Consider the following 25,622-nt stretch of genomic DNA (forward strand, 5'->3'; position numbering starts at 1 on the left):
TGGATCAGGTTGCCGCCTGGGCCTGCCGCACGGCCCCGGTGATGTCGATGGCGCCTCGCAAGGCCAACCCGTCGGCGTAGCGGACACAGCGGTTCTTGCTGGCTGCGGCCAGTTCGCAGATCCGATCGTGCGGGCAAATGTAGGCGCCGACTACGGAGAACGTCTGGTCGAAGACTAGGTGGACGAAATGGTCGAAATGTCCGGCCTTCACCACGGGAACTCGAGCGCGGTCCTCGCGCCGGCCGTCGAGCGGGTAGCGACGTGAGCGCACCTCGATCCGCCCGTAGACCTCATGGTGGAGGTCGTAGCCCTTGTTGACCCCGTTGGCCAGCTTGCGTGCCCCTAGGGCCTGGGCGACGAGCTGGGCGGCATACTGGCCCTGGTCTTTCACACCAAAGTGTTCCCAGAGCTGCTGCTCAACGGCGGCGAGCTGGCGGAAGAGGGCAGACATGCGGGGGGTGTTCGTCGTCTCCATGACGGCGTTGCTCCTTGTCGGGATTGAACGGTGAGGAACGTGCGGCGCGTTAGGGCCGCTTGAAGCGGAAGCGGCGGTGCGCCACGGTGATGATCCGGCCGTGGTCATCGACGACGGCGTAGCAGGCGAGCGCCTTGGCGCAGCGGCGGAGCGCCTGTGAGCCCAGATCACGGCATAGGCGCTGGCGCGCGGGCTTGTCGAAGAAGAGAACGTCGCCGCCGCGCCGGCGCATCTCAGAGCCATACTCCCAGAGTACCTCCACCACATCAGGCGGAATCGCTCGCTGCTGGGACCGGTCAGAAGCGTGCTTGGACAAATCGAAGGCCACGGTCCCCTCCACCGTCAGCGTCCAAGCCGAACGACGGAGGCGGCCAAGGCATCAGGATCGAGGCCGAGCAGGACCGCCAGCTTTCGTGCCTTCGCTTCCTCCTTGGTGGGGCCGTGCTTGATCCAGCCGTCTACCTCGCCAACCATCCAGCCGAGACGCTTGGCGAGGTAGTTGGTCGGGCCGATGTTCGACCAGCCGAGAATGCCGAGGACCATACCGAGGTGGTGGCGGTCTACCGGGTTGGCGACAGCCTTCTGGAACGCGCCCGGGTCAAGCGGGACCGGCCGGAACATGCGCCGGCCGATCAGCCAACCGAACGCTTCGAAGCCATCGACTAGAACGAGGCGCTTCATGCCGAAAGGGTGGGGAAGAGACCGCAGGGGCGTGCGGCCTGCCGGACCCACCTTGTTCCTCACAGAGCGCTCGTCCATCTGCGCGATCGCAGCGATCTCGTCAACGATCAGTGTCCAATCTGCCCGATACTCCTCGCCGATGTTCCCCTCAGCGATTGAACGGGCCATGAGGGCTAGGGCGCGGCGCGCCGAGCCCGCGCTATGCAAGCGATCCAAACGCTTCTTGATCCGGGGCAGATTGACCGACTCGCCGGGGAACTGGCTGGGGAGGGCTCCTATGAGACCTTCGAGCGTTAGCAAGTCGTCGTGGATCGCGCCCAACTTGATGCCCAGCTTGGGTTCGAAGCAGACGCGGTAGAGACGCTCCATCGCTTGGGCAGCTTCCAGAGACGTGAGATCAACCGTCTCGGGATCGACGTGTTCTAGGTAGGTCAGCCCCTGTGGTGCGCCGACCAGTTGCTTAGCGAGATCAGTGCGGCCGATCAGGTGGAACAGATCGCCCATGGCCAAAACAGCGGTGGCGAGGTCATAGCGTAGCTCTGACAGCGTCAGCACGCTGTCCATGTTCTTGCTGTAGCTCGGATCGTTCATGGCCATCCTCGTTGAGAGAGTTCGGCGGGGTGGTGCCTGCCCAAAGTGGGGTGACGCCATAGATACCGTGGCGTTTGTGAAGCGGCAAAGCGGGTTGGAGGCCAGACCGGCCGCTCCGGGTCAAGGCGGGCGCTGACGCGCCCCCGCCTACGGCGGCTGCGGCCTTGACCCGCGCCGTCCGGCCCGGCGATGGCTTGGCATGGGTCGGTCGGGGCGACCGACCGCTGGGGCTCAGGCGGTCGTCTCCTGAGGTGGTGAGGGCGACCAGGTGCGCCGCTGTTTGGCGACAGTCCAGACGGCGACCATCAGCTTGCGCATCGCGGCGATCAGCGCGACCTTGCCCGGCTTCCCGCGGGCACGCAGGCCATCGTAGAAGGCGCGTAGCCAGGGACTGGCGTGCACCGCGTGAAGTGTTGGCATCCACAGCGCCCGCCGCAAGGCTGCCTTGCCGATCGGCGACAGCCCCGCCCGCTTCGGCGTTTGTTTGCCGGAGTGCTTGAGGGCCGGAACGAGGCCGATGTAGGAGGCCAAAGCATCCGGCGAGCGGAACCGCCCGGGATCGTCGAGCTCGGCCACCAAACGCGCCGCCGTTGTCGTGCCAATTCCTTCGATGGAGGTCAGCAGACGACCGATCTGATGATCGTCGAGCAACGTCTCGATCATCGCGTCGATGGCGAGAAGCCGGGTGCGCCAGAGCGCCAGATCCTCGCAGGCATGCCGGATCCGCACGCGATAGACATCGCCGCTCTGGGCGGCCACGGTCTGCTTGGCGGCGGCGATGAGCTGGCGCGCCAACGGGTCGCCAACGAGGTGCCGCGGTCCGTGGCGCAGCTTGGCCAGACGCCGGGGCGTGGCAGCGGCGACGTCCGTCGCGGTTGGGAACGCTTTCAGGATCGTCAGGGCGAGCGCCGTGTCCAGCAGGGCGACATGGTGCTTGAACTCGGGGAAGGTGAGGTCCAGCAGGCGATGGAGTTGCCGCACGCGGTCGCCGCAGTCCTGGACGAGGCGGTCGCGATGACGGACCAGTTCGCGCAGCTGCTCGGTGGCGTGATCCGGCAAGGTCGCCGGCAGTGGCCGCTTCTGCTGGCCGAGGCGGGCGAGCCCCAGGGCGTCGAGCGCGTCGGTCTTGGTGCGCATCAGCGCTTCCTGCTGGAAGCGGGCGGACTGCAGCGGGTTGAGGACGGCCACCGGAAGGCCGCGGGTAACCAGCGCGGCGGCGAGGTTCTTCCAATAGTGTCCGGTGGCTTCCAGCACGACGAGTTGGACCGGTGCGAGCCGCTCAAGCTCGGCGAACAGGGCGGCGTGTCCCGCTTGGTCGGCGGCGAAACGGAATGGCTTGCACACGGTCGAGCCTTGATCGTTCACCGCGGCGGCGGCATGGACTTCCGCGCCGATGTCGATGCCCACGAAGGTCATGGCGTCCCTCCTGTCATTACGGGCCGCGAAGAGCCTCGGAGCCGTTGCCGGCACCTGTCCTTGTGAATGCGGCGCCACCGGCCAGTCGATGCCGATGCGTCGTGATACCGTGCAGGCCCCGGGGCAACGGACGAGGGTGCCAATCTATGGCGCGGGGCCGAACCCCGGAACGGGCGACGACACCCCTCTTCCGAACCCAGCCCTCTCAACCGCGGATGATCGGCATCGGCAGCCGGAAGGGCGGACACAGAACATACAAGAACGGGCGAAAATATACGCCGCCATTATCAACCAAAGACAGCTACGGCCGAGCGGATGCTGATCCCGCCGTCCTTGGTTCGCCGGAGTTGGCGTCCGACAGCGTAACGAAAGACGGCCGGAAGCTGGAGGGCTGGGGGAACACGGGACCAAAGGGTTTGGATCACCGTCCGCCCTTTGCGGGTCCGGCGCTGGGCCTGACCTGCTACCGTGCGCTGTGCCCAGCGGAAGCCGATCTCGCCAAAATACAGGTCGGCATGAATGCTTCGGTCATCTCGGCCACGGTCCGAATGGCCGTCAGCTCTTCGAGCACCGATCCCATCGTCCCCTCCGTGCTTGATGGCTGAGAGTCGCACGTAAACGCTGCAAGAGCTAGGCCTTACTGTGTTTGGTTGATAATGGCGGTATACGCTAAGCGGACAGGGCAAGAACATAGGCTTTTCACGGGGCGTTACGGTCCACTTCTGGAGCTGCTGCAGCCCCATCGCGCGCGTGTTTCACGATGCCAGCCACAGTGTTCTTGCTGAGTCCCAGCTCCAGGCCTGTGAAACAGCACACAGGTGGGGTTCTTCCGTGCTTTCGGTGCTGAGACGGACGGCTCGTAGCTGTTGGTGCACATGTGAAGCGGGGAGATTCACATGATGCAGATCTCGGATTGCGCCCTGCCGCTGGTGCCGGCCGGCCTTCAGGCGACGGCGGTTATGATCGAGCAGGATCGCATCGTCGTCACCGCCCGAACCATTGGAACGGTGGCAACCTGTCCGACCTGCGGAACGGGATCGGACCACGTTCACAGCCACTATTGGCGCACCATCGCTGACTTGCCGTGGCAGGGATGCCAGATCGTTCTGCGGGTTCAGGTTCGTCGCTTCCGTTGCCGGCACTGCGGATCGCGTATCTTTGCCGAGCGCCTGCCCGAGATTGCCCGCAAGGAGCGGCGGACGGGGCGGCTGGCGTTGGCTCAAGCCCAGATTGGCTTGGTGCTGGGCGGCGAGCCGGGCGCGCGGTTGGCGTCGAAGCTGGCCATGCCGGTGAGCGGCGATACCATCCTGCGCCTCATCCGCAAACTGCCGCCACCACCGTGTTCGCCTCCGCAGGTGATCGGTGTCGACGACTGGGCATGGCGCCGCAGCCGGCGCTACGGAACCATCGTGTGCGACCTGGAACGCGGCCGGGTGATCGACCTGCTGCCGGATCGCTGCGCCGCTCCTCTGCGCGCGTGGCCGAAGCGACACCCGACCGTCGCGCTGGTCAGCCGTGATCGATCCGGCCCCTATGCCGAAGCCATCCGCACCGGCGCGCCGGGCGCCGTGCAGGTGGCGGATCGGTGGCACCTGCTCGTCAACGCGTCGGACGCCCTGCGCTCCTTCCTGGACCGCCACCACGCTGAACTGCGCGAAGCTGCACGGCTGTGCGGCTCCGGTGTTCGCCCGTCCGCATGCGCCTTCCCACCGGACGCCATGAAACCGTCGCCCAGCAATGCCGACGCCCGGTGGCAGGTGCGCTACCACATGGTCGCGCAGTTGCACGCGCAGGGGCTCCCGATCAAGGAGATCGTCCGCCGGACCGGGGTAGCCCGCAACGCGGTGCGCCGGTGGCTTCGTGCCGGCGAAGCCGCTCCATATCGACGGTTTCCGGAGCCGAGCCTGCTGGATCGCTACACGTCCTTCGCCGAGGCCGCATGGTGCAGTGGACGGCGCAACGCCGCCGCCATCTGGCGCGCCCTCGTCGAGCAGGGGTTCGAGGGCGGCTATGACATCGTGCGCCGCTGGGCCAAACGGCGGCGAATGGCCGAGTCTGAGCGACCCGATGCTCCCCTGCCGTCGTGGCGGGTGCCATCCAGCCGCCGCGCGGCCCGCCTGCTGACGAGTGACCCGACCACGCTGAGCCATGCCGACCGCCGGTTCGTCGACACCGTGCGGGCGATCGCGCCAAGCATCCGTGAGGTGGCAGACCTCATCAATGACTTTGGCAAACTCCTCTGCCGGCAGAGCGCGAGGTCCCTCGCCGCGTGGCTGGAGGTGGCCTCCGCGACAGCGCTGCGCAACTTCGCTCAAGGTCTGGCCGCCGATCTCGACGCGTTGCAAGCGGCTCTCCAGGAGCGCAATGGCCCGGTCGAAGGGCAGATCAACCGCCTGAAGCTCATCAAGCGGCAGATGTTCGGCCGCGCCAAGTTCGATCTGCTCCGTCAGCGCGTCTTGTGCACCGCCTGACGACTGCCACGCCGGCCATCACTGCGGCCCACGCCACCTCAGCACCGAATGCGCGGATGAACCGCAGGTGGGCCTCCAAGAGTTCTCATGCCCTCAGTAGGTTACTGTGCCGATCGGCGTCGAAACCTCGTGCCGATTCCCACATCATCTCCCGCCGGCCGGCAAACTTTGCAACAGAGCCCAAATATCGCGCAGCTTTCGCCCAAGGGCGCCGGGTCGCTTGGGACAAGACCGGGACGTTCAACCAGCGCAATGCCATCCCGGTTACAGCCGTGACAGCGTCGATTGGCGCGAACCTCATCTCGCCCCATAGCGCGTAGCCGTATGGCGGCGGCATGATCGGCGCGATGCCCTGATCACAGCGGGTGTCGATGCGCGCCACCTGTTCGAGGACAGGGCGTCGGGGGCACGGCGGCAGCAAGAAGGAGAGGCCGTCATGGTGGCCACCCCCTTGCCATCAATCCCGAAAAGTTGGAAGCGGTGATCACCGCCCTCAACGATGGCGCCAGCAAAGCCTATGAAACCGTGATCCACGTCTCTGGTGGCGCGATGCGGACCGACGTGGAAGGCCCGCCACTCCGGCGAGGCTGCCATTGAAAGCGGTGGTCAAAGGACGTTCCGCATTGCGCCGACACCGAGGCCGGGCCGGAGGCTGTCCGACGGAAGGAGGGTGTCCCCCGGCCCAACATGTGGACGCCCCCCTGAACCGGTCGCGCGTCTACCGCCTTCCGCCGAGGTAGGCCTTGGGGAACAGCATGTGGACGCCCTTGTTGATGTCGACGAGCTGCGTGACGTGCAGGTCCGCGACAAGGCTGCACAGCATGTAGGCCTCGTTGCGCGTCAGGCTGGAGCGCTCGCAGACCAGCCTGACCATCTCCCGCACCGCCTGACGCGCCGCCTCGTCGAGATCGACATTGAGGCCGATCGACATCAGCTTGTCCGGCGTCTCGGCGAAGGGCTGGCTGATGCTCATGTCCTTGCGGACGGTCAGCCGGAAGGTGCCGTTCAGCGCCGTCTCGAGCGCGGTGATGCAGACCTCCCCATGGCCCTGGCAGCCGTGACCGTCGCCGGCGGAGAACAGCGCCCCCTCGTTGAAGACCGGCAGGTAGAGCGTGGTCCCCGGGCGCAGATCCTTGTTGTCCATGTTGCCGCCGAAGGCGCGGGGCTCCGGCGAACCGACGCGGCCCCACTCCTTGGGCGGGGCGACTCCCATGATGCCGAAGAAGGGGTCGAGCGGGACTTCGGTGCCCCAAGGCAGGACGCCCACCCGCTTTTCGCGGTCCACGCGGATGTGGATGCGCTCGTAATCGGTGAATTCCTCGGGCAAGGTGCCGAGCAACGGCAGGATGGCGCAGAAACCCCAGTCCTGTCGCGGCTCGACCTCCAGGATATCGACCTGGAGCACGTCGCCCGGCATCGCGCCCTTCACGTAGATCGGTCCTGTCATCATGTGCGGGCCGACCGGGCCGACCACCACCTTGGACCCGTCGCCGCCGGGGGAAAGCGCGTCGATGGCCCGTCGGTGGTCGGGGGTGACCAGCGCCGGGTCGGGCGGCAGATCTTCCTGGAAGCAGGCCGGCAAGGTGTGGATCTTGACCGTCTCCCCGGACTCGACGGTCAGCACCGGCGGCGTGTCGGCGTCGAAATAGCCCCAGAAGACGTTTTCCGGATTCGCGTGCAACTCTTGCATCAATGGGATCTCCCGTTCAGAAGCGCGCTCGGTCACACCGAGACGAAGGATTTGATCCGCTCATGGTCCATGGCGGACGATTCACCGCTTTCGATGACGCCGCCGCGCGACAGGACGACGTAGCGGTCGGAAATGCTGCGGGCGAAGTCGAGGTATTGTTCGACGAGGAGGATGGCGATGCGCTCCTTCAACGAGGCGATCACCTCCTCGATGCGCTGAACGACCGAGGGCTGGATGCCCTCCGTCGGCTCGTCGAGGATCAGCAGCGACGGGCGGGTGGCCAGCGCGCGGGCGATGCTGAGCTGCTGCTGCTGCCCGCCCGACAGGTCGCCGCCGCGCCGGTTCCACATCTCGCCCAGCACGGGGAACAGGGCGACCAGCTCGTCGAAGACGGCGTCCGCGTCGGGGATGGCGCAGGCGCGCGACGCGATCTCGATGTTCTGCCGCACGGTGAGGTTGGCGAAGATCTCGCGCCCCTGGGGCACATAGCCGAAACCGGCGCGGATGCGGCGGTGCGGCGGCAGGCCGGTCAGATCGGCGGCGCCATAGCGGACGCTGCCGGAGCTGGCCGGCAAAAGCCCCATCAGGCAGCGCAGCAGCGTCGTCTTGCCCGCGCCGTTGCGTCCCAGCACGGCGAGGCACTGGCGCTCCTCCATGGCGAAGGAGATGTTGCGCAGGATGTGGCTGCTACCATAGTGCTGGTTCAGCGTATCGACGGTCAGTGTCATCTCAGCGCCCCAGATAAACGTCGCGGACCTTGGGGTCGGCCTGGACGCGCGCCATGCTCCCCTCGATCAGCGGGCGCCCCTCGTGCAGCACGGTCACCAGATCGGCGATGCGCTCGACGAAGGACATGTCGTGTTCGATGACGACGATCGCCCGCTCGGGCGACCGCAGCGACAGCACCAGCTCGGCGGTCCGTTCGGTCTCCACGTCGCTCATCCCGGCGACCGGCTCGTCAAGCAGCAGAACGCGCGGTTCCTGGAGCAGCAGCATGCCGATCTCCAGCCACTGCTTCTCGCCGTGGGACAGCACGCCGGCGCGCCGGGAGTCGATTCCGGCCATGCCGATGCGGTGCAGCATGGCGTCGGCCCGCCCTTCCTCCTCCGCGGTCAGCCGGTGGCCCATCTCGCGAAGGATGGAGCGGCCGGCCGAGCGCAGGGCGAGGCGCAGGTTGTCGCGCACGCTCAGCGCCTCGAACACGCTGGGCTTCTGGAACTTGCGGCCGACGCCCGCCAGCGCGATCTGCGGCTCCGACATGGCCAGCAGGTCGAGCGTGCCGTCCAGCATCACCTGTCCGGTATTGGGCCGCGTCTTGCCGGTGATGATGTCGAGCAGGGTGGTCTTGCCGGCGCCGTTGGGACCGATGATCGCCCGGATCTCGCCGCGGTTGACCAGCAGGGACAGGTTGTCGATGGCGCGGAACGACCCGAATCTGACCGACAGGCCGTCGATGTAGAGGGCCGGGCACAGGGCCGGGGCTTGGGCTGGCGCGTTCATATCCTGCGCTCCCGGAAAGCGGCGATCCGCCGCCGGACGCCGCCGCCGAACGCCGCCGTATCTGCCAGCCCGTTGGGCAGCTGGATGACCACCAGCAGAACCAGGATCGACAGGAGGAAGGGCCAGACCGCCGGGATCCAGGCGGTCAGCAGGAACTTCAGCGTGGTGATGAGGACGGCGCCGAGGAAGGCGCCGACCAGCGTGCCGCGCCCGCCGATGGCCACCCACACGGCGATCTCCAGCGACAGTTCGGGCGACAGCAGCCGTGGGTTCACGATGCCGACCTGCGGTACGTAAAGGGCGCCGGCCACCGCCGCCAGCACGGCGGACACGCACCAGACCGTCAGCTTGATCCACAGCGTGTCATAGCCGAGGAAGCGCAGCCGCGCCTCGTCGTCGCGCACCGCCACCAGCATGTGTCCGAAGCGGGAGCGCACCAGCCGGTCGAGTCCGAACAGCGCGATGGCCGCGGCCAGCATCGACGCGGCGCTCAGTGCGGCCACGGTGGCCCGCCCGGCAAGCGGCTGCCCGGCGATCTCGGTGAAGCCGGTCATGCCGTTGTTGCCGCCGAACCCGGTGTCGTTCCGGTAGAACAGCAGCATCGCCACATAGACCAGCGCCTGGGTGATGATGGCGAAATAGACGCCGGTGACGCGCGAGCGGAAGGACACGAGCCCGAACAGGACGGCGACCAGGGCCGGCACCGCGACGATCAGCAGCGCGATGTAGCCGAGGTGCCCCATGCCGGCGTAGTAGAAGGGCAGTTCCTTCCAGCCCATGAACAGCATGAAGTCCGGCGGCGTGCCGGTCGCCTGGAAGGCCACCGTCACCAGATGCATGGCGATGAGATAGCCGCCGACGGCGAAATAGAGTCCGTGGCCCAGGCTGAGAATGCCGGCGTAGCCCCAGATCAGGTCCAGCGCCACCGCCAGCAGGCCGTAGACGGCGATCTGTCCGACCAGATTCATCAGATAGACCGATGGGCCGGCGTCGGTACGCCCGGCGAGCAGGACCGCGACGGCGCAGCCGGCCAGAACCACGGCCAACGGCGTCGTCAGGCCCTGCGGCGTGGCGACGATTCGCCGCCACGGGGCGCGGGGGGAGGGGGAGAGAGCGTTCATCGGCGCCCCTTTACGGAAAAGATGCCTTCGGGTCGGAACTGGATGAACAGGATGATCATCAGCAGGACGATGACCTTGGCGGCCACCGCCCCGTAGAGCGGCTCGATGGCGACGTTGACCTGCCCGATGCCGAGCGCCGCGACCAGCGTGCCGGCGAGGTTGCCGACGCCGCCCAGCACGACCACCAGGAAGGAATCCACGATGAAGTTCGTGCCCATGGTCGGATTGACGTTGTAGATCGGGGTCAGCGCCAGTCCCGCCAGCCCCGCCAGTCCCGATCCCACCGCGAAACTCAGCAGGTCGACGCGGCGGGTGGAGACGCCGACGCATTCCGCCATGTCGCGGTTCTGCGTCACCGCCCGGACGAACAGGCCGAGCCGCGTCCGGCGCAGGACGAGCAGCGCCAGCGCGAGGATGGCGGCGGCGAAGACGATGGCGAACAGCCGGTTCCAGGTCACCACGAAGTCGGCGAAGACGCGGGTGCCGCCGGACAGGTACGAGGGAATGACGAATTCCAGGTTTTGCGTGCCGAACAGCACCTGCACCAGATTGACCAGAAAGAGGCTGATCGCCCAGGTGGCCAGCAGGGTCATCAGCGGGCGGCGGTAGAGATGGCGGATGACCAGCAGCTCCATCGCCATGCCGACGCCGGCCGACGCTGCGAAGGCGACCGGGACCGCCAGCGGCAGATACCAGTCGATCAGCGCGGGGGCGACGGCGCGGAGCAGTTCCTGCACCAGATAGGTGGCGTAGCTGCCGATCATGATCAGCTCGCCTTGGGCGAGGTTGATCACGCCCATCAGGCCGAAGATCACCGCCAGCCCCAGCGCCGCCATGAACAGGATGCTGGTGTAGCTGAGGCCGCTGAACAGCACCGACGCCACGCGGCCGGCCTGCAGCCGGCGGTCCATCGCCGACAGCGCCTCGTCCAGCGCCGCGCGGACGCGGGGATCGGCAGCGTGCTCGGGCTTGTCGGCGAGCGTGACCAGCGCCGTGCGGTTGCGCGCGGTGGGCATGCCCGCGATGTTGCGGATCGCCGCCACGCGCGCCTCGACCGACGGCGCTTCCAGCGACTGGAGCGACTGGACGAGTTGCAGCCGCTCGCGCAGCTCCCCCGCCTTCTGCCGCTGCACCGCGGCCGTCAGCGCGGTTTCCGGCACGATGTCGTACTGCTTCTCCAGCACCGCCACCTGCGACGACGCCCGTGGCCCGGTGGGATCGCCGAGCAGGCCGAGCAGGCTTGCCGCCATCTCGACCCAGGCGCGGGTGCGCAGATTGACCAAGGGGGACGATGGGGGCTGGGCGGGGGCCGGCATCTCCTGCAGGGTCACCGGATCGCGGTAGGCGCTTCCGTCCTTCAGGAGGCGGGGTCCATTGCGGGCGCAGCGCAGATCCCGCCCGTCGAGGGCGGCGATGATCCGGCTGCCCCAGGCGGGGTCCTCGCGTCCGGCGGCGACTGCCGCCAGCAGGTCCCTGATGGCTTCGGTCATCGGCGTGGTCTTCGCCTCGCAGAGACGCTCCACCACTGCGTCGCGGCTGTAGGACTGCGGCGTGTCGTCCGCCCGCGCCCGCCCGGATCCGGCGAAGACCATGACCGCCATGGCCAGAACCGCCATGGCGTGGTGATGGACGCGCGACCGGCACCGGGCGAGCGATGGGGGGCGGTCCCGAAAAAAGCCAGTAATCATGCCACACTGACGGAAGCGCCGACCGGTCCGACGGGCAGGCCGACGCCGTCCGCTCCCTGGTTCAAGCGTAGGGGCTGAAGGGAACCGGCTTCGGCGTGCCCTCCGACTGCCACAGGATGTCGAAGCCCTGGCGATCGTTGACCGAGCCGATGAAGACGCCGCGCCCGACGTAGTTGTTCTCGCCGGTCATCGACAGGGTGTAGCCCGACGGATCGTCGAAGGTCAGGCCGGAGAAGGCGGCGCGGACGGCGTCCACCTCGGTGGTGCCGGCCTTCTGGCAGGCCGCCGCCCACAGATGGACGCCGTCGTAGGTCGACACCATCGGGTCGATCACCACGTTATTGCGGAAAGGCAGCTTGTTGGTGTCGACGTAGTCCTTCCACGCCGCCTTGAAGGCGTCGTTGCGCGGCGAACCGGCGTTCTGGAGATAGGCCCAGCAGTTGAGATGCCCGACCATGGTCGTGGTGTCGAGCCCCTCCAGATCCGCCTCCAGCATGTCGAGTCCCAGAACCGGGATGTCGGTGGCGCGGAGGCCCTGGCTGATCACTTCCTTGAAGAAAGCCGGGATCGAGGAGCCGACCACGGTTAGGATGACGATCGGCTGGCCGCCCGGCTGGCTGGCGAACTGGCGGATGTCGTTGACCAGCGTCTGGAAGTTCGAGAAGTCGAAGGGCACGTAGTGCTCGCGCCAGCTCGCCTCCTTGAAGCCTTTGGAGGTCAGGTAGCCCTTGCAGATCTTGTTGATCGTCCGCGGCCACACATAGTCGGAGCCCAGCATGAAGAACCGCTTGGCCGCGCCGCCGTCGTCGCTCATCAGATATTCGAGCGCGGGCAGGACGGAGCTGGACGGCGGGGAATTGAGGTAGACGACGTTCTTGGAATTCTCCTCCCCCTCGAAATGCAGGGGATAGAACAACAGGCCGTTGTTCTGCTCGACCACCGGCAACACGGATTTGCGCGACACCGAGGTCCAGCAGCCGAACAGGCTCGCGACCTTGTCCTGGAGCAGGAGCTGGCGGCCGAGCTGGGCGTAGAGCGGCCAATCGGAGCCGGGATCGGTGACCACCACCTCCACCGGCCGGCCGAGCACGCCACCCTTGGCGTTCAGTTCCTTGGCGGCCATGCGGCACACGTGGTTCAAGCGACCCTCGGTGTTCGCCATCGTCCCCGACGACGAGAAGAGGCAGCCGATCTTGATGGGTTCGGCGGCCTGGGCGCCGCGGATGATCGACGGCATTCCGAGGGTGCCGGCGGCCATGGCGGCCGTCTTCAGGAAGGTGCGACGCTTGACGGCTGATGTGATGAGCTTCATTGCCGACCTCAGTCCTTGCCAGTTGCGGGCTGGACCTCCATCAGCAAGCGACGTGCCATTTTTCTTACATCATGTAAGAATATTTAGACCATTGAAAAATATGGAAAATTTTTCCGACCTCGCAGCTTGTTCCCTGCTCCGCCGCGATCGGCGCACAGACTAAAATCGCACATCTTTCGGGCAAATGTCCCGTGGGCGGGCTAAACGCACAAATTTCGAGCCGACTGTTGGAGCGAACGCCGGGATTCCGCCACCTTGACACTCCAGTGTGATCGGGGCAGCTTTGCCGGTCTGCCCGATCATTCTTGGTTGTACCCATTCATGCCGCAGGTGCCGGCCTCCCCGACCTCACTGCAGATACGGAACCTCAACCGGTCGCGGATCCTGACCGAAATCCGGCGTGTTCCGGGTGTATCCCGCAGCCAACTGGCCAAGAAGATCGGACTGACGGAGGCCTCCCTGTCGCGGATCACCCGCGACCTGATCGCCGACGGACTGATCGCGGAGCGGGAGGGTGCCGCCCGTCCCATCAGGGGGCGCCCCAATGTGGGGCTGTGGCTGCGCGCTGACGGAGTCCATGTACTGTGCGTGGCCTTGACGGCGTACGAGCACAAATTCTCCATCGTCGGCTCGACGGGGGAGCGGGTTGTGGAGGGGTCCATTCCCGGCCTTCCCGGCGCCACGCCCGAAGCGGTCGTCGACCACCTGCGGGACCAGATCGCGGCCCTGCGCAAGCGCCCGGACATCAATCTGGACCGGCTGAGCGGCGTGGCGATTTCGATTTCCGGCGACGTCGACGCGCGGCGGCGGATCGCGGTCAGCGCGTCGGGAGTCGGCTGGAGTGACTGTCCGCTCGGACAGCTGTTCGAAGACGCGCTGCATGTGCCGGTGATCCTTCAGAGCGTGTCGAACGCGCTTCACATCGCCGAGGTGCGCTATGGCGAGGGGCAAGTCCCCCCTCACAGCCTGCTGCTGCACGCCGGCCTCGGTATCAGCGCCAGCCTGATGAGCAACGGCATGCTCTCGGCCGGCGCCGAGCATGAAAGCGGAATCGAGCACATCCTGGTCGGCCGGGGACCCGGTGATCCGCTGCGGCTGACGGACGTGTCGTCCGGCCGCGCCATCCTTCATCGCCTGGGGCACCCGAGTGCCATCGACGGGTCGGTGACCGCCGACGTCGGACTGCATCTGGGATTGCCGCACGCCGTCCGTCAGGCCAACGCGGGCGACCCCAACGCGGTGGCCATCTTTGCCGAGGCGGGGCACCGGTTGGTCCAGTCGTTCCTTGGCGTGATCGCCCTGGTCCACCCCGAGCAGATCATCCTGGCCGGGCCGTTGACGGCGGCTCGGCCCTTTGTCGATGCGATCAGGACGGGCCTGCGCGAGTTCACCCGGTCCACGCGGATCCCCGAGCCGGCGATCATCGTCGGCCGTACCGGCTATCTCCGTGCCACGGAGCTTACCGGGTTGGACAGATTCCTGTTTTCGCAGGTCGCCGACGGCCACGTCGCACCCCGGCCGGTGCCGGAAGCGATGACGCCCGGTCCGACAGCGTCCGGGGCCATGGACGTTCGGCAGGTCCCTGCGTCGCCGTATCTGGAAGACGCAGTCGGCCGCGGGATCGGCCGGCATTCAGGCTGACCTTCCTTCGAAGCGGTGGATACCTCTGCTAACCTCCGGTTGGAGCGGACGGATGAAGGGCGCTGGGCGCCAAGGTCAAGCATCGGAAATCGCCCGCCTGAAACGCGAACTCGCCCGCGTCCACATGGAGCAAGATATATTAGAGCGGATTCACGCTGACCGGAGACGGTACCCGACATTTTTGATGAATGCTTTTGCTTCATTGTAAAGCAGCACGCAGGTGGGACCCCAAGAGTTCTGATGCCATCAGTAGGTTACTGTGCCGATCTGTGCCGATCGGCGTCGAAACCTCGTGCTGATTCACACGCTGGTCATGCCAACCGTTTCCACTGCCGTCATGAGCCTGTTCTTGAATGGCTTCTCCCAGAGCCTGGAACCGGACGTCCAGGTGGTGCTCGTTCTCGATCAGGCCGGCTGGCACAGAGCGCGGACGCTGATCGTCCCGGACAACATCACGCTGGTGCCGCTCCCGCCCTACAGCCCTGAACTCAACCCCGCTGAGCGCGTCTGGCTGTACCTGCGCGAGCGCTTTCTGTCCCACCAGATCCTGGACGACTACGACGCCGTCGTCCAAGCCTGCTGCGACGCCTGGAGCGCTCTCACCGTTACGCCCGAACGCCTACGCTCCCTTACCAGCTATCCATGGCTCCCGTGTGTCAGTGCTTAAGGCTCGGCGGTATTACTCGCTGCGCTGGTCGGGGCGCAGATCGGCTTCGATCAGGTCCGACACATCCGTTACCGGGATGCCCTGCCGATCATTGAACGTACCCGCCTTCGGCCACGATACGCCGCGACCGATCGCGAAGGCGGCGCGGTACTTGCGCATCATGTTCTTCGGATCATTCGACAATTCTTCCATGAGGAAGGGCACGGTCCAGACGGAGCGCTTGAAGGGACGCCCCAGCGCCGCTTCCAGCTTGTCCGCGACCTCGCCGTAAGTGACGGTGTCGCCGGCCAGAAAAACGATCTCGTTGCGGATCGTCGGCTCGAAGAACACGATTTCAGCCGTCAGTACACCGATGTCGTCGGGGGTCGTCAGCGTCACGGCTGTGTCGAGACTGCCGAGCGCATGAACCTCGCTGTTTTCCAGATCGACGACACCGAAATCCGGCTCGAACAGATAGCTCATGAACATGCCGGTGGAGATGATGACCCACTCGGTCTTGTCCTGCGAGCGCAGCAGCTCGCGCACGTCGAGCTGAGCATCAAAAATGTCCTGCGGCCCACCACGGCCGATCGCCTCGAAGTCGACGCCGAACTGCCACGGGAAGTAGCGCGGAATGCCGGATTGCAGCGCCGCCTTGGCGAGCTTCATCGGTGTATTGATACCTGCCGCATAGCCTGCGCAGCCGATCACGGTGTCATAGCGCGAGAAGAGGGCCGCCAGCTCGTCGATCGTGTCATTCACCAGATCGCCAAGAACGATCTCGATCCCCGCTGCGCGGATTTCGGCGATGTCATACTGCTTTGACGGATCGCCAGACTCGACGGCGCTCTGCCGTAGTAGAACGCTGATCCTTGCGCCATCAATGTCCTTGGCGCGACGCGCCAGATTACGCAGGACCGGCATGCCGAGTTCGCCGGCACCCAGGACGAGGATGTTCCGTGACTTCACGGTGGAAGCTGTATCGTTCATCAGTCTAACTCGTTTCACCTTGGTTGCCTGTGTTATGGCAACTCTCGGAAAAGTACGAAAGATAGGTACATGCGTGATACTGCCGCCCGCTCTCTAAGCCAGGAAGACATTCTCCGTTATTCCCAGACGGTCTGCGATGGCCTCCGGGACGATGATGACGGGGTTCGCCGTGAGGTGTTGGCCCATGCCGGCAACCGCTGGTCTCTCGGCGTGATCCACACGCTCGGCGTCTATGGTCAACTGCGTCATGCGGACATCGGCCGGCGCATGCACGGGATTACCCAGCGGATGCTCACGCGAACTTTGCGCCATCTGGAGCGCGATGGCTTGGTGGTGCGTCATGATTTCGAGGAGGTGGTTCCTCACGTTGAATATGCCCTGTCCGACACGGGCCTGGAACTGCTCGTCAAGATGGTCCCCCTGTGGACTTGGATCGTCGAGAATGTTGATCGCTTCCGCAGGGCACGGGAGACGTTTGATCGGGACCACGCTGATGAGGAGCGCTGACTAGCGCATCGGTTGGCAAGCATTGGCTTTCCCAAAATGCCATCCCAATCGGGAAGAATGTCGAGACTCTGTATCAACGTGTGCGAGCCTTTTTGATCGATAAGCGAACCGCCTGATGTTCAAGCCGTTATGTCCGCATGACAGGGGTGACGCCATAGATACCGTGGCGTTTGTGAAGCGGCAAAGCGGGTTGGAGGCCAGACCGGCCGCTCCGGGTCAAGGCGGGCGCTGACGCGCCCCCGCCTACGGCGGCTGCGGCCTTGACCCGCGCCGTCCGGCCCGGCGATGGCTTGGCATGGGTCGGTCGGGGCGACCGACCGCTGGGGCTCAGGCGGTCGTCTCCTGAGGTGGTGAGGGCGACCAGGTGCGCCGCTGTTTGGCGACAGTCCAGACGGCGACCATCAGCTTGCGCATCGCGGCGATCAGCGCGACCTTGCCCGGCTTCCCGCGGGCACGCAGGCCATCGTAGAAGGCGCGTAGCCAGGGACTGGCGTGCACCGCGTGAAGTGTTGGCATCCACAGCGCCCGCCGCAAGGCTGCCTTGCCGATCGGCGACAGCCCCGCCCGCTTCGGCGTTTGTTTGCCGGAGTGCTTGAGGGCCGGAACGAGGCCGATGTAGGAGGCCAAAGCATCCGGCGAGCGGAACCGCCCGGGATCGTCGAGCTCGGCCACCAAACGCGCCGCCGTTGTCGTGCCAATTCCTTCGATGGAGGTCAGCAGACGACCGATCTGATGATCGTCGAGCAACGTCTCGATCATCGCGTCGATGGCGAGAAGCCGGGTGCGCCAGAGCGCCAGATCCTCGCAGGCATGCCGGATCCGCACGCGATAGACATCGCCGCTCTGGGCGGCCACGGTCTGCTTGGCGGCGGCGATGAGCTGGCGCGCCAACGGGTCGCCAACGAGGTGCCGCGGTCCGTGGCGCAGCTTGGCCAGACGCCGGGGCGTGGCAGCGGCGACGTCCGTCGCGGTTGGGAACGCTTTCAGGATCGTCAGGGCGAGCGCCGTGTCCAGCAGGGCGACATGGTGCTTGAACTCGGGGAAGGTGAGGTCCAGCAGGCGATGGAGTTGCCGCACGCGGTCGCCGCAGTCCTGGACGAGGCGGTCGCGATGACGGACCAGTTCGCGCAGCTGCTCGGTGGCGTGATCCGGCAAGGTCGCCGGCAGTGGCCGCTTCTGCTGGCCGAGGCGGGCGAGCCCCAGGGCGTCGAGCGCGTCGGTCTTGGTGCGCATCAGCGCTTCCTGCTGGAAGCGGGCGGACTGCAGCGGGTTGAGGACGGCCACCGGAAGGCCGCGGGTAACCAGCGCGGCGGCGAGGTTCTTCCAATAGTGTCCGGTGGCTTCCAGCACGACGAGTTGGACCGGTGCGAGCCGCTCAAGCTCGGCGAACAGGGCGGCGTGTCCCGCTTGGTCGGCGGCGAAACGGAATGGCTTGCACACGGTCGAGCCTTGATCGTTCACCGCGGCGGCGGCATGGACTTCCGCGCCGATGTCGATGCCCACGAAGGTCATGGCGTCCCTCCTGTCATTACGGGCCGCGAAGAGCCTCGGAGCCGTTGCCGGCACCTGTCCTTGTGAATGCGGCGCCACCGGCCAGTCGATGCCGATGCGTCGTGATACCGTGCAGGCCCCGGGGCAACGGACGAGGGTGCCAATCTATGGCGCGGGGCCGAACCCCGGAACGGGCGACGACACCCCTCTTCCGAACCCAGCCCTCTCAACCGCGGATGATCGGCATCGGCAGCCGGAAGGGCGGACACAGAACATACAAGAACGGGCGAAAATACACGCCAAGTGAACAGAGCAAGAACATAGGGTTTTCACGGGGCGCTACGGTCCCCTTCTGGAGCTGCTGCAGCCCCATCGCGCGCGCGTTTCACGATGCCGGCCACGGTGTTCTTGCTGAGTCCCAGCTCCCGGCCAATCAGGCGATAGCTGCGCCCCACGGCGGCCAATGCCAGCACCTTAAGCGCCAGCCGATCTGATTTCGGCCGTTGTCCGGGTTGGCGGCCGAGCTTCTTGCCACGGGCCTTGGCTGCGGCAAGGCCGGATCGAACCCGTTCGCGCAACAGATCGCGTTCGAACTCGGCGATGCCGGCCAGCACGGTCGCCATCATGCGTCCGGCAGCGCTCGACAAATCGAAGGTCATGCCGCTCAGCGCGATCATCGAAACCCGTCGTGCTTCCAGATCACGCAGAGTCTCCAACAGATCGAGGGTGCTGCGGCCCCAGCGCGACAACTCGGTTACCAGCACGACATCGATGTGCCGAGCCTGGGCGAGCGCCATCACCTTCCGGCGCTCGACGCGGTCGAGCTTGACCCCCGAGCCGGTCTCCTTGAAGACGCCCACCACCTCGTAGCCGGCGCGGGTGGCGAAGGAGAGGAGGTCGCGCTCCTGGCGTGCGCAGGACTGATCGGCGGTGGAAACCCGGCAGTAAAGGGCGGCGCGCTGTCCCAATTGAACCCTCCCGGCGGGATGGCCCTGAGAGCCCTATCCCGGCTAGGGTCGCTACAAGCCAAAACAGACTGTACTCCAACTGGGACAGCTCCTTCCATGCCGCGCCGCCGCGTCCTCACCGACGCCCAGACCACCGCCCTGTTCGCCCTGCCCACGGCCGAGCCGGACCTGATCCGCCATTACACCCTCGGCCCTGACGACATGGCGGTCATCGCCCGGCGCCGTCGGCCACACAACCGCCTTGGCTTCGCCCTCCAGCTCTGTGCCCTGCGTTATCCTGGCCGGCTGATCCGGCCTAGCGAACTGATCCCATCGGCGATTGTCGCATTCCTGGCGGGCCAGCTCGACGTAGAGCCGGACGCCCTTGCCGACTACGCAATCCGCGCGCCGACCCGCTACGATCAGTTGGACGCGCTGTGCGAAGCTTTCGGCTTCCGCACCTTCACCCAACCCGACCATCGGGAACTCTCGGCATGGCTGGTGCCGATCGCCCTGGCGACGGTCAGCGCGATCATGGTCGCCGAGGCGCTGATGGCCGAGTTGCGGCGGCGACGCATTGCCGCCCCGGGAACCACTACGATTGAGCGCATGGTGGCCACCGCCCTTCTGCAGGCAGAACGCCACGCCGCCGCCAAGCTGAACTCCATCCTGTCTCCAGAACGCCGCTCGGCATTGGACATGTTGCTGGAGAACCATCCGGGAACCGCGGTCAGCTCCCTGACCTGGGTCCGCCAGCCGCCCGGCACGCCCGGTCATCGGTCCATGGCGCGCCTGGTCGATCAGCTCCGGCATCTCCGGCAGGTGGAGATCGACCCTGCGGCGACCGATGGCGTTCATGCCGACCGGATCCGGCAGCTCGCTCGCGAAGGAAGTCGCCTGACCGCCCAGCACCTCCGGGCCCTCGGGCCGCTCCGCCGCCACGCCGTCTTGGTGGTGACGGTGCTGGACACGATCACCCGTCTCACCGACGAAGCCATCCGCCTCTTCGACCGCTTGATCGGTCGGATGTTCCGGCGGGCCGAGCGGCGCGCTTCGGCTGAACTCCAGAACAACGCCCGCTCCATGAACGAAAAGGTGCGCTTGCTGGCCAAGCTCGGCGATGCCCTGATCGAAGCCAGGAAAACTGGTATCGACGCGTTCGCCGCGATGGACAAGGTGATCCCCTGGGACCGGTTCGCCGAGGTCGTCGCGGACGCCAAGGGGATGAGCAAGGACGATGGTCCAGACTACCTCGCTCTCGCCGAAACGAACCATGCCCTGTTGCGGCGGGTCGGACCGCTGTTCCTGGACGCCTTGGAATTCCAGGGCATCGCCGCCGTGGCCGGACTGCTTCGCGCGGTCGCGGCACTGCGCACTTTCTATACTGGCAGTCGGCGAACCCTGCCGAAGGGCATCCCGACCGATTTCATCCGACGGAGTTGGCGGGCTGCCGTTCTCCGAGACGGCGCGATCGACGGACGGGCCTACGAGCTGTGCCTGTTCGCGGAGCTTCGGGACCGGCTGCGCGCCGGCGATGTCTGGGTGGTCGGTAGCCGGCAGTACCGGGCGGTGGAGGACCAGATCATCCCGAGGCCCCTGTTCACCGCCATGCAGGCGGCCGGGCCGCTGCCGGTGGCGGTGTCGACCGACGCCACGCGCTACCTTCAGGACCGGAAAGAGATGCTGGAAGCGCGGCTGCGCGAAGTCTGCGACAAGGCCGCCCAGGACCAGCTTGTGGATGTGCGCCTCAGCGGCGACACCCTCAAGATCTCCCCACTGCAAGCGACGACGCCGGAAGACGCGGAACGACTGACCGACCGGGCCTATGCGTTGCTGCCGCGGGTGCGGATCACCGATCTTCTCGACGAGGTCGCCGAGTGGACCGGCGCCGCCGACTGCTTCACCCATCTGGGCACCGGCCTGCCGGCCGAGGACCGCCGCGTCATCCTGACCGCCGTGTTGGCCGACGCCACCAATCTTGGACTGACCCGCATGGCCGAGGCGTGCAGCGTCGCCAGCTACAAGCGGCTGGTCTGGACGGCGGGGTGGCATATCAGCGAGGACGCCTACGGCCGGGCCCTGGGCCGGATCGTGGCGGCCCAGCAGGCGCAACCCATGGCCGCCCACTTCGGCAGCGGAACGGCCTCCAGTTCTGATGGCCAGCACTTCCCGCTCGGCGGGCGGGGCGAGGTGACCGGCGCCGTCAACCCGCACAAGGGCTCCGGCCCGGCGATCTCCTTCTACACCCACATCTCGGACCGTTACGCGCCCTACCACACCAAGTCGATCTCGGTGGCGGAGAGCGAGGCGGCCCACGTCATCGACGGACTGCTCTACCATGGCGCGGACATCGGGATCGCCATCCACCATGTCGATGGAGGCGGCGTTTCGGACCATGTCTTCGCGCTGTGCCATCTCCTTGGCTTCCGCTTTGCGCCGCGCATCCCCAACCTGCACGATCGGCGCCTTTACACCTTCGGCCCGGCGGCAACCTGGCCGACCCTGGAGCCGTTCATCGCCGGGCGGATCGACGAGGCACTGATCCAGGCGCACTGGGAAGACCTGCTGCGGTTGGCCACCTCGATCCGGACCGGCACCGTGCCCGCGTCGCTGATGCTGAAACGGCTCGGCTCCTACCCTCGGCAGAACGGATTGGCCTTGGCGCTTCGGGAGATCGGACGCATCGAGCGGACGGCTTTCAGCTTGGAGTGGCTGCAAAATCCGACACTTCGCCGCCAAGCCACGACCGAATTGAACAAGGGGGAGTCCCGCAACGCGCTCGCCCGCGCAGTCTGCTTCCACCGCCTTGGGCGCATCCGCGACCGGACGCCGGAGAGCCAGCAGCACCGCGCCGGCGGCCTCAATCTGGTCGTGGCCGCGATCATCCTTTGGAACACCGTCTACATGGGACGGGCCATCGATGCTCTGCGCGCCGGGGGTGAGCACATTTCCAACGAATCATTGAGCCATCTCGCGCCCCTCGGATGGCAACATATCAACCTGACCGGCGACTATCTCTGGAGTGCGGACCGGGTGCCGGACACGTCGGGATACCGCTCGCTGCGCGCTCCCATCGAACTCATAGCCGCCTGATGTTCCCGATTTGTCCGCTTAGCGTATATCGCCATTATCAACCAAACACAGTAAGGCCTAGCTCTTGCAGCGTTTACGTGCGACTCTCAGCCATCAAGCACGGAGGGGACGATGGGATCGGTGCTCGAAGAGCTGACGGCCATTCGGACCGTGGCCGAGATGACCGAAGCATTCATGCCGACCTGTATTTTGGCGAGATCGGCTTCCGCTGGGCACAGCGCACGGTAGCAGGTCAGGCCCAGCGCCGGACCCGCAAAGGGCGGACGGTGATCCAAACCCTTTGGTCCCGTGTTCCCCCAGCCCTCCAGCTTCCGGCCGTCTTTCGTTACGCTGTCGGACGCCAACTCCGGCGAACCAAGGACGGCGGGATCAGCATCCGCTCGGCCGTAGCTGTCTTTGGTTGATAATGGCGGCGTATATCGCCATTATAAACCAAAAACAGTAAAATATAGCTCTTCCAGTGTTTGTGTGCGACTCTCAACCATCGAGCGCGGAGGGGACGATGGGATCGATGCTGGAGGAGTTGGCGGCCATCCGGACCGTGGCGGAGATGACCGAAGCTTTCCGCGACGAGGCGCGGTGCCGCCGGCTGGTTGAGGCGATGGTGTGGCCGAACGGACGGCTCTGCCCCGCCTGCGGCTCGCGGCGCTCGATCACTCTGGCGGGGCGCGACATGGGACGACGGTCCCGGCCGGGGCTTTATCAGTGCTGCAATCCGGACTGCCGCTTCCAGTTCACCGTGACGACGCGAACCCCATTGCATGGAACGAAGCTGCCGTTGCGGACCTGGCTCATGGGGCTGTGGTTCATCCTGCAATCCGACAAGGGCATCTCGTCCATCCGTCTGGCCGAAGCACTCGGCGTCAGCCAGCCGACGGCTTGGCGGATGGGCCACGTCCTGCGGCTCCTGGTGTTGCGCGACCATCCGCTGGGCGGGACGGTGGAGATCGACGAATTCCATTTCGGCGCCAAGCCGCGCCGTGACCCCAACCCTCCCAAGCTGGGGCGCGGACGCAAGGGCCATCCCCGCACGACGAAGACGCCAGCACTCGCGGTCGTCCAGCGGCCAAGCGGTCGGGAGCCGGGGACATCGGCGGGCGAAGCCCGTGCCGCCGTGGTCGCCGATCTGTCGCTCGACGAGGCCGAGCGAGTTCTGGAAGCCGCTGTCGATCCTGACGCGCACCTGATGAGCGACGAATGGAAGGCGTTCGTCGCCATCGGCAGCGCGTTCGCTGCGCACGATACCGTTCGCCATTCTCAGCGCGAGTATGTTCGCGGCAGCGTGCATGCCAATTCGGCCGAGGGCTTCAACGATCGTGTTCGGCGCACGATCACCGGCGTCTTCCATCACATCAGCCCCGACCATGCTGACCTGTATTTCGGCGAGATCGGCTTCCGCTGGTCCCAGCGCACGGTGGCAGGTCAGGCCCAACGCCGGACCCGCAAGGGGCGGACGGTGATCCAAACCCTTTGGTCCCGTGTTCCCCCAGCCCTCCAGCTTCCGGCCGTCTTTCGTTACGCTGTCGGACGCCAACTCCGGCGAACCAAGGACGGCGGGATCAGCATCCGCTCGGCCGTAGCTGTCTTTGGTTGATAATGGCGGCGTATATTTTCGCCCGTTCTTGTATGTTCTGTGTCCGCCCTTCCGGCTGCCGATGCCGATCATCCGCGGTTGAGAGGGCTGGGTTCGGAAGAGGGGTGTCGTCGCCCGTTCCGGGGTTCGGCCCCGCGCCATAGATTGGCACCCTCGTCCGTTGCCCCGGGGCCTGCACGGTATCACGACGCATCGGCATCGACTGGCCGGTGGCGCCGCATTCACAAGGACAGGTGCCGGCAACGGCTCCGAGGCTCTTCGCGGCCCGTAATGACAGGAGGGACGCCATGACCTTCGTGGGCATCGACATCGGCGCGGAAGTCCATGCCGCCGCCGCGGTGAACGATCAAGGCTCGACCGTGTGCAAGCCATTCCGTTTCGCCGCCGACCAAGCGGGACACGCCGCCCTGTTCGCCGAGCTTGAGCGGCTCGCACCGGTCCAACTCGTCGTGCTGGAAGCCACCGGACACTATTGGAAGAACCTCGCCGCCGCGCTGGTTACCCGCGGCCTTCCGGTGGCCGTCCTCAACCCGCTGCAGTCCGCCCGCTTCCAGCAGGAAGCGCTGATGCGCACCAAGACCGACGCGCTCGACGCCCTGGGGCTCGCCCGCCTCGGCCAGCAGAAGCGGCCACTGCCGGCGACCTTGCCGGATCACGCCACCGAGCAGCTGCGCGAACTGGTCCGTCATCGCGACCGCCTCGTCCAGGACTGCGGCGACCGCGTGCGGCAACTCCATCGCCTGCTGGACCTCACCTTCCCCGAGTTCAAGCACCATGTCGCCCTGCTGGACACGGCGCTCGCCCTGACGATCCTGAAAGCGTTCCCAACCGCGACGGACGTCGCCGCTGCCACGCCCCGGCGTCTGGCCAAGCTGCGCCACGGACCGCGGCACCTCGTTGGCGACCCGTTGGCGCGCCAGCTCATCGCCGCCGCCAAGCAGACCGTGGCCGCCCAGAGCGGCGATGTCTATCGCGTGCGGATCCGGCATGCCTGCGAGGATCTGGCGCTCTGGCGCACCCGGCTTCTCGCCATCGACGCGATGATCGAGACGTTGCTCGACGATCATCAGATCGGTCGTCTGCTGACCTCCATCGAAGGAATTGGCACGACAACGGCGGCGCGTTTGGTGGCCGAGCTCGACGATCCCGGGCGGTTCCGCTCGCCGGATGCTTTGGCCTCCTACATCGGCCTCGTTCCGGCCCTCAAGCACTCCGGCAAACAAACGCCGAAGCGGGCGGGGCTGTCGCCGATCGGCAAGGCAGCCTTGCGGCGGGCGCTGTGGATGCCAACACTTCACGCGGTGCACGCCAGTCCCTGGCTACGCGCCTTCTACGATGGCCTGCGTGCCCGCGGGAAGCCGGGCAAGGTCGCGCTGATCGCCGCGATGCGCAAGCTGATGGTCGCCGTCTGGACTGTCGCCAAACAGCGGCGCACCTGGTCGCCCTCACCACCTCAGGAGACGACCGCCTGAGCCCCAGCGGTCGGTCGCCCCGACCGACCCATGCCAAGCCATCGCCGGGCCGGACGGCGCGGGTCAAGGCCGCAGCCGCCGTAGGCGGGGGCGCGTCAGCGCCCGCCTTGACCCGGAGCGGCCGGTCTGGCCTCCAACCCGCTTTGCCGCTTCACAAACGCCACGGTATCTATGGCGTCACACTGGGATGAGGCCACTTGAGGCGCTTGCGTCAAAGGCGTGATGAAAAGCTCTTCCGCCTAAAGTCCGCGCAACGAGCCGAGAAGGTTCCGTTGCAAAGTTTGCCGGTGGGAGGA

Annotated in this window: 20 protein-coding genes and 3 pseudogenes; 9 read left to right on the forward strand and 14 right to left on the reverse strand. The window is 66.4% G+C overall.

What is annotated here, in order from left to right; translation table 11 throughout:
• Nucleotides 1-4: 4 nt before the first annotated feature.
• From ABNQ38_RS08655 to ABNQ38_RS08675, 5 genes and pseudogenes are all read right to left on the reverse strand, one after another.
• Nucleotides 5-475 (reverse strand): hypothetical protein, encoded by a 471-nt coding sequence (locus ABNQ38_RS08655; RefSeq protein WP_377806722.1) that lies wholly within the window; start codon nt 473-475, stop codon nt 5-7.
• Between the two features lie 49 nt (nt 476-524).
• Nucleotides 525-803 carry a hypothetical protein gene (locus tag ABNQ38_RS08660; protein WP_377806723.1) on the reverse strand — a complete coding sequence of 93 codons (279 nt, stop codon included), beginning with the start codon at nt 801-803 and terminating at the stop codon, nt 525-527.
• A 14-nt stretch (nt 804-817) separates the two neighbouring features.
• Nucleotides 818-1,747, reverse strand: coding sequence for a hypothetical protein (locus ABNQ38_RS08665; RefSeq protein ID WP_377806724.1), 930 nt, complete (start codon nt 1,745-1,747; stop codon nt 818-820).
• A gap of 231 nt (nt 1,748-1,978) precedes the next feature.
• Entirely contained in the window at nt 1,979-3,163 is a 1,185-nt protein-coding gene (locus ABNQ38_RS08670) for an IS110 family transposase (RefSeq protein ID WP_377806524.1), read from the reverse strand.
• Nucleotides 3,164-3,450: 287 nt separating this feature from the next.
• A pseudogene (locus ABNQ38_RS08675) lies at nt 3,451-3,681 on the reverse strand (IS1595 family transposase); the annotation flags it as partial.
• A gap of 402 nt (nt 3,682-4,083) precedes the next feature.
• On the opposite strand from ABNQ38_RS08675, the gene ABNQ38_RS08680 reads away from it, so the two are divergent.
• Nucleotides 4,084-5,634: an ISL3 family transposase gene (locus ABNQ38_RS08680; RefSeq protein WP_377806746.1), complete on the forward strand. Its 1,551-nt coding sequence runs from the start codon at nt 4,084-4,086 to the stop codon at nt 5,632-5,634.
• A 352-nt stretch (nt 5,635-5,986) separates the two neighbouring features.
• A pseudogene (locus ABNQ38_RS08685) lies at nt 5,987-6,067 on the forward strand (recombinase family protein); the annotation flags it as partial.
• A gap of 285 nt (nt 6,068-6,352) precedes the next feature.
• Here ABNQ38_RS08685 and ABNQ38_RS08690 read toward each other — a convergent pair.
• From ABNQ38_RS08690 to ABNQ38_RS08715, 6 genes are all read right to left on the reverse strand, one after another.
• Complete coding sequence (locus tag ABNQ38_RS08690) at nt 6,353-7,324, reverse strand: acetamidase/formamidase family protein (protein WP_377806725.1); 972 nt, start codon at nt 7,322-7,324, stop codon at nt 6,353-6,355.
• 32 nt (nt 7,325-7,356) lie between these two features.
• Nucleotides 7,357-8,052, reverse strand: coding sequence for an urea ABC transporter ATP-binding subunit UrtE (urtE, locus tag ABNQ38_RS08695; RefSeq protein WP_377806726.1), 696 nt, complete (start codon nt 8,050-8,052; stop codon nt 7,357-7,359).
• Between the two features lies 1 nt (nt 8,053).
• A complete protein-coding gene (gene urtD, locus ABNQ38_RS08700) occupies nt 8,054-8,824 on the reverse strand; it encodes an urea ABC transporter ATP-binding protein UrtD (protein ID WP_377806727.1) in 771 nt (256 codons plus the stop codon).
• A complete protein-coding gene (gene urtC, locus ABNQ38_RS08705; protein WP_377806728.1) occupies nt 8,821-9,945 on the reverse strand; it encodes an urea ABC transporter permease subunit UrtC in 1,125 nt (374 codons plus the stop codon). Before urtC ends, urtD begins: the two co-directional genes overlap by 4 nt.
• Nucleotides 9,942-11,561: an urea ABC transporter permease subunit UrtB gene (urtB, locus tag ABNQ38_RS08710; protein WP_377806729.1), complete on the reverse strand. Its 1,620-nt coding sequence runs from the start codon at nt 11,559-11,561 to the stop codon at nt 9,942-9,944. Before urtB ends, urtC begins: the two co-directional genes overlap by 4 nt.
• A gap of 133 nt (nt 11,562-11,694) precedes the next feature.
• Complete coding sequence (locus ABNQ38_RS08715) at nt 11,695-12,945, reverse strand: urea ABC transporter substrate-binding protein (protein WP_377806731.1); 1,251 nt, start codon at nt 12,943-12,945, stop codon at nt 11,695-11,697.
• 321 nt (nt 12,946-13,266) lie between these two features.
• Here ABNQ38_RS08715 and ABNQ38_RS08720 point away from each other — a divergent pair, with 321 nt between their 5' ends.
• On the forward strand, nt 13,267-14,586 hold the full coding sequence (locus ABNQ38_RS08720; protein WP_377806733.1) for an ROK family transcriptional regulator: 1,320 nt from the start codon (nt 13,267-13,269) through the stop codon (nt 14,584-14,586).
• 292 nt (nt 14,587-14,878) lie between these two features.
• Complete coding sequence (locus tag ABNQ38_RS08725) at nt 14,879-15,253, forward strand: transposase (protein ID WP_149649473.1); 375 nt, start codon at nt 14,879-14,881, stop codon at nt 15,251-15,253.
• A gap of 12 nt (nt 15,254-15,265) precedes the next feature.
• Here ABNQ38_RS08725 and ABNQ38_RS08730 read toward each other — a convergent pair whose 3' ends face one another.
• Nucleotides 15,266-16,222, reverse strand: a complete 957-nt coding sequence (locus tag ABNQ38_RS08730) for an aromatic alcohol reductase (protein ID WP_149649474.1) — start codon at nt 16,220-16,222, stop codon at nt 15,266-15,268.
• A gap of 69 nt (nt 16,223-16,291) precedes the next feature.
• Here ABNQ38_RS08730 and ABNQ38_RS08735 point away from each other — a divergent pair, with 69 nt between their 5' ends.
• Nucleotides 16,292-16,729 (forward strand): winged helix-turn-helix transcriptional regulator, encoded by a 438-nt coding sequence (locus tag ABNQ38_RS08735; RefSeq protein WP_377806734.1) that lies wholly within the window; start codon nt 16,292-16,294, stop codon nt 16,727-16,729.
• 327 nt (nt 16,730-17,056) lie between these two features.
• On the opposite strand, the gene ABNQ38_RS08740 is transcribed toward ABNQ38_RS08735, so the two are convergent.
• Both ABNQ38_RS08740 and ABNQ38_RS08745 read right to left on the reverse strand, forming a co-directional pair.
• Nucleotides 17,057-18,241 carry an IS110 family transposase gene (locus tag ABNQ38_RS08740; protein WP_377806524.1) on the reverse strand — a complete coding sequence of 395 codons (1,185 nt, stop codon included), beginning with the start codon at nt 18,239-18,241 and terminating at the stop codon, nt 17,057-17,059.
• 308 nt (nt 18,242-18,549) lie between these two features.
• Nucleotides 18,550-19,188: a recombinase family protein gene (locus ABNQ38_RS08745; RefSeq protein ID WP_377806736.1), complete on the reverse strand. Its 639-nt coding sequence runs from the start codon at nt 19,186-19,188 to the stop codon at nt 18,550-18,552.
• 96 nt (nt 19,189-19,284) lie between these two features.
• Between ABNQ38_RS08745 and ABNQ38_RS08750 the strand changes: the two genes are divergently transcribed.
• The 4 genes and pseudogenes from ABNQ38_RS08750 to ABNQ38_RS08765 all read left to right on the forward strand — a co-directional run bounded on the left by ABNQ38_RS08750 (nt 19,285) and on the right by ABNQ38_RS08765 (nt 25,326).
• The gene (locus tag ABNQ38_RS08750; RefSeq protein ID WP_377806737.1) at nt 19,285-22,260 is read left to right on the forward strand and encodes a Tn3 family transposase; all 2,976 of its coding nucleotides are present in this window, start codon (nt 19,285-19,287) and stop codon (nt 22,258-22,260) included.
• Nucleotides 22,261-22,433: 173 nt separating this feature from the next.
• Nucleotides 22,434-22,664, forward strand: a pseudogene (locus ABNQ38_RS08755) (IS1595 family transposase); the annotation flags it as partial.
• Nucleotides 22,665-22,762: 98 nt separating this feature from the next.
• Complete coding sequence (locus ABNQ38_RS08760; protein ID WP_377806586.1) at nt 22,763-23,854, forward strand: IS1595 family transposase; 1,092 nt, start codon at nt 22,763-22,765, stop codon at nt 23,852-23,854.
• A gap of 287 nt (nt 23,855-24,141) precedes the next feature.
• Nucleotides 24,142-25,326, forward strand: a complete 1,185-nt coding sequence (locus ABNQ38_RS08765) for an IS110 family transposase (protein ID WP_377806524.1) — start codon at nt 24,142-24,144, stop codon at nt 25,324-25,326.
• The last annotated feature ends 296 nt before the right edge of the window (nt 25,327-25,622 follow it).

The sequence above is a fragment of the Azospirillum sp. A29 genome (genome assembly GCF_042604625.1).
Classification (GTDB): domain Bacteria; phylum Pseudomonadota; class Alphaproteobacteria; order Azospirillales; family Azospirillaceae; genus Azospirillum; species Azospirillum palustre.